The 3599-nt window shown below is 49.3% G+C and carries 2 tRNA genes and 1 rRNA gene; all 3 read left to right on the forward strand.

Annotated features, from left to right (window positions below):
- Positions 1-59 precede the first annotated feature (59 nt).
- Positions 60-136: transfer RNA gene (locus tag D1Z90_RS19990), tRNA-Ile, on the forward strand.
- A 47-nt stretch (positions 137-183) separates the two neighbouring features.
- A tRNA-Ala gene (locus D1Z90_RS19995) sits at positions 184-259 on the forward strand.
- A 386-nt stretch (positions 260-645) separates the two neighbouring features.
- A 23S ribosomal RNA gene (locus tag D1Z90_RS20000) occupies positions 646-3534 on the forward strand.
- Positions 3535-3599 lie beyond the last annotated feature (65 nt).

Consider the following 3599-nt stretch of genomic DNA (forward strand, 5'->3'; position numbering starts at 1 on the left):
GAAAGCTGATGAGTGTTCACACAGATTGTATGATTGGTAAATAGAGCATTACTTATGTTGGGTCTGTAGCTCAGTTGGTTAGAGCGCACCCCTGATAAGGGTGAGGTCGGTAGTTCAAATCTACTCAGACCCACCAAACATCCTTTTGGGTGTTTATACAACATAAGACAATGAAGAATACTTGGGGCTATAGCTCAGCTGGGAGAGCGCCTGCCTTGCACGCAGGAGGTCAGCGGTTCGATCCCGCTTAGCTCCACCAATTTCTTCGACTGGAAGGCCAAGAGGCCAAACTTAAACAGTGCAGTATCAATGTTTAAGTTTGGCTTTTTTTAACGAAAAAGCCCGCTCTTTAACAATTTGGAAAGCTGATTAAAGTTCATTGAATATCTGTGATGAGATATTCAATACCGATAGTTAAGTAACTGTTTCAGTTATTTAATTTATCAAGCAAACAATTGAGTTTTTGTGAAAACAAAGATTCAGCTAAGCGTAAAAACTTAGCACAGTAACTTCAATTGAAGTTACAAAGGCACAATTGTTAACACAATTGCTGTCTTACTTGTTCGCAAGTGTCTTGAGTAATTCTTGAAGGCAAACGATATCGAAAGATATCGCTAACAATAGAACACTGTTTAGGTGTTGTATGGTTAAGTGAATAAGCGTGCACGGTGGATGCCTTGGCAGTCAGAGGCGATGAAGGACGTGGAAGTCTGCGAAAAGCGTGGGGGAGTTGACAACAAACATTGAGCCCACGATGTCCGAATGGGGAAACCCACCTGTTTACAGGTATCGTTAAGTGAATACATAGCTTAACGAGGCGAACCGGGAGAACTGAAACATCTAAGTACCCCGAGGAAAAGAAATCAATTGAGATTCCGGCAGTAGCGGCGAGCGACCCCGGACCAGCCCTTAAGCTTTATTGATGTTAGTAGAAGGCTCTGGAAAGTGCCACGATACAGGGTGATAGTCCCGTATACGACAATGTCTTTAAAGTGAAATCGAGTAGGTCGACACACGTGAAATGTTGACTGAACATGGGGGGACCATCCTCCAAGGCTAAATACTCCTGACTGACCGATAGTGAACCAGTACCGTGAGGGAAAGGCGAAAAGAACCCCTGTGAGGGGAGTGAAATAGAACCTGAAACCGTGTACGTACAAGCAGTGGGAGCCGACTTAGTTCGGTGACTGCGTACCTTTTGTATAATGGGTCAGCGACTTACTTTTAGTAGCAAGGTTAACCGTATAGGGGAGCCGTAGGGAAACCGAGTCTTAACTGGGCGAATGAGTTGCTAGGAGTAGACCCGAAACCCGGTGATCTAGCCATGAGCAGGTTGAAGGTGCCGTAACAGGTACTGGAGGACCGAACCCACTAATGTTGAAAAATTAGGGGATGACTTGTGGCTGGGGGTGAAAGGCCAATCAAACCGGGAGATAGCTGGTTCTCCTCGAAAGCTATTTAGGTAGCGCCTCGTGTCTCACCATTGGGGGTAGAGCACTGTTTCGGCTAGGGGGTCATCCCGACTTACCAACCCGATGCAAACTCCGAATACCAATGAGTGCAATCACGGGAGACACACGGCGGGTGCTAACGTCCGTCGTGGAAAGGGAAACAACCCAGACCGTCAGCTAAGGTCCCAAAGTGTATGTTAAGTGGGAAACGATGTGGAAAGGCTCAGACAGCCAGGAAGTTGGCTTAGAAGCAGCCATCTTTTAAAGAAAGCGTAATAGCTCACTGGTCGAGTCGGTCTGCGCGGAAGATTTAACGGGGCTAAACATACCACCGAAGCTACGGATGCAAGCTTGCTTGCATGGTAGAGGAGCGTTCTGTAAGCCGTTGAAGGGAAAGGGGTAACCCATCCTGGAGGTATCAGAAGTGCGAATGCTGACATGAGTAACGATAATGCGGGTGAAAAACCCGCACGCCGGAAGACCAAGGGTTCCTGTCCAACGTTAATCGGGGCAGGGTGAGTCGACCCCTAAGGCGAGGCCGAAAGGCGTAGTCGATGGGAAACGGGTTAATATTCCCGTACTTGGTGTTATTGCGATGGGGGGACGGAGAAGGCTAGGTGGGCCAGGCGATGGTTGTCCTGGTTCAAGTGTGTAGGCGTGTATCTTAGGCAAATCCGGGATACTTTACGCTGAGACACGATGTCGAGGCTCTACGGAGCTGAAGTCATTGATGCCCTGCTTCCAGGAAAAGCCTCTAAGCTTCAGATAACATCGAATCGTACCCCAAACCGACACAGGTGGTCGGGTAGAGAATACCAAGGCGCTTGAGAGAACTCGGGTGAAGGAACTAGGCAAAATGGTACCGTAACTTCGGGAGAAGGTACGCCGGTGTTGGTGATGGAATTTACTTCCTAAGCTGACGCTGGTCGAAGATACCAGGTGGCTGCAACTGTTTATTAAAAACACAGCACTGTGCAAAATCGCAAGATGACGTATACGGTGTGACGCCTGCCCGGTGCCGGAAGGTTAATTGATGGGGTTAGTCTTAGGACGAAGCTCTTGATCGAAGCCCCGGTAAACGGCGGCCGTAACTATAACGGTCCTAAGGTAGCGAAATTCCTTGTCGGGTAAGTTCCGACCTGCACGAATGGCGTAATGATGGCCACGCTGTCTCCACCCGAGACTCAGTGAAGTTGAAATCGCTGTGAAGATGCAGCGTACCCGCGGCTAGACGGAAAGACCCCGTGAACCTTTACTATAGCTTGGCAGTGAACATTGACCCTACATGTGTAGGATAGGTGGGAGACATTGAAATGTGGTCGCTAGATTGCATGGAGTCGACCTTGAAATACCACCCTTGTAGTGTTGATGTTCTAACCATGGCCCCTGAATCGGGGTTTGGGACATTGTCTGGTGGGTAGTTTGACTGGGGCGGTCTCCTCCCAAAGAGTAACGGAGGAGCACGAAGGTTGGCTAAGTACGGTCGGACATCGTACGGTTAGTGTAATGGTATAAGCCAGCTTAACTGCGAGACAGACACGTCGAGCAGGTACGAAAGTAGGTCATAGTGATCCGGTGGTTCTGTATGGAAGGGCCATCGCTCAACGGATAAAAGGTACTCCGGGGATAACAGGCTGATACCGCCCAAGAGTTCATATCGACGGCGGTGTTTGGCACCTCGATGTCGGCTCATCACATCCTGGGGCTGAAGTCGGTCCCAAGGGTATGGCTGTTCGCCATTTAAAGTGGTACGCGAGCTGGGTTTAGAACGTCGTGAGACAGTTCGGTCCCTATCTGCCGTGGGCGTTTGAGAATTGAGAGGGGCTGCTCCTAGTACGAGAGGACCGGAGTGGACGAACCTCTGGTGTTCCGGTTGTATCGCCAGATGCATTGCCGGGTAGCTAAGTTCGGAATCGATAACCGCTGAAAGCATCTAAGCGGGAAGCGAGCCTCGAGATGAGTTCTCACTTGGACCTAGAGTCCACTGAAGGGCCGTTGGAGACTACAACGTTGATAGGCAGGGTGTGTAAGTGCTGTAAGGCATTGAGCTAACCTGTACTAATGACCCGTGAGGCTTAACCATACAACACCTAAGCGGTGTTGAAGCCAAAGAATTACGAAGTGCTTGTGAACGAGAAGTTTGAGAAC

Origin of the sequence: Motilimonas pumila (assembly GCF_003596335.1) — a bacterium.
GTDB lineage: Bacteria > Pseudomonadota > Gammaproteobacteria > Enterobacterales > CBDFNC01 > Motilimonas > Motilimonas pumila.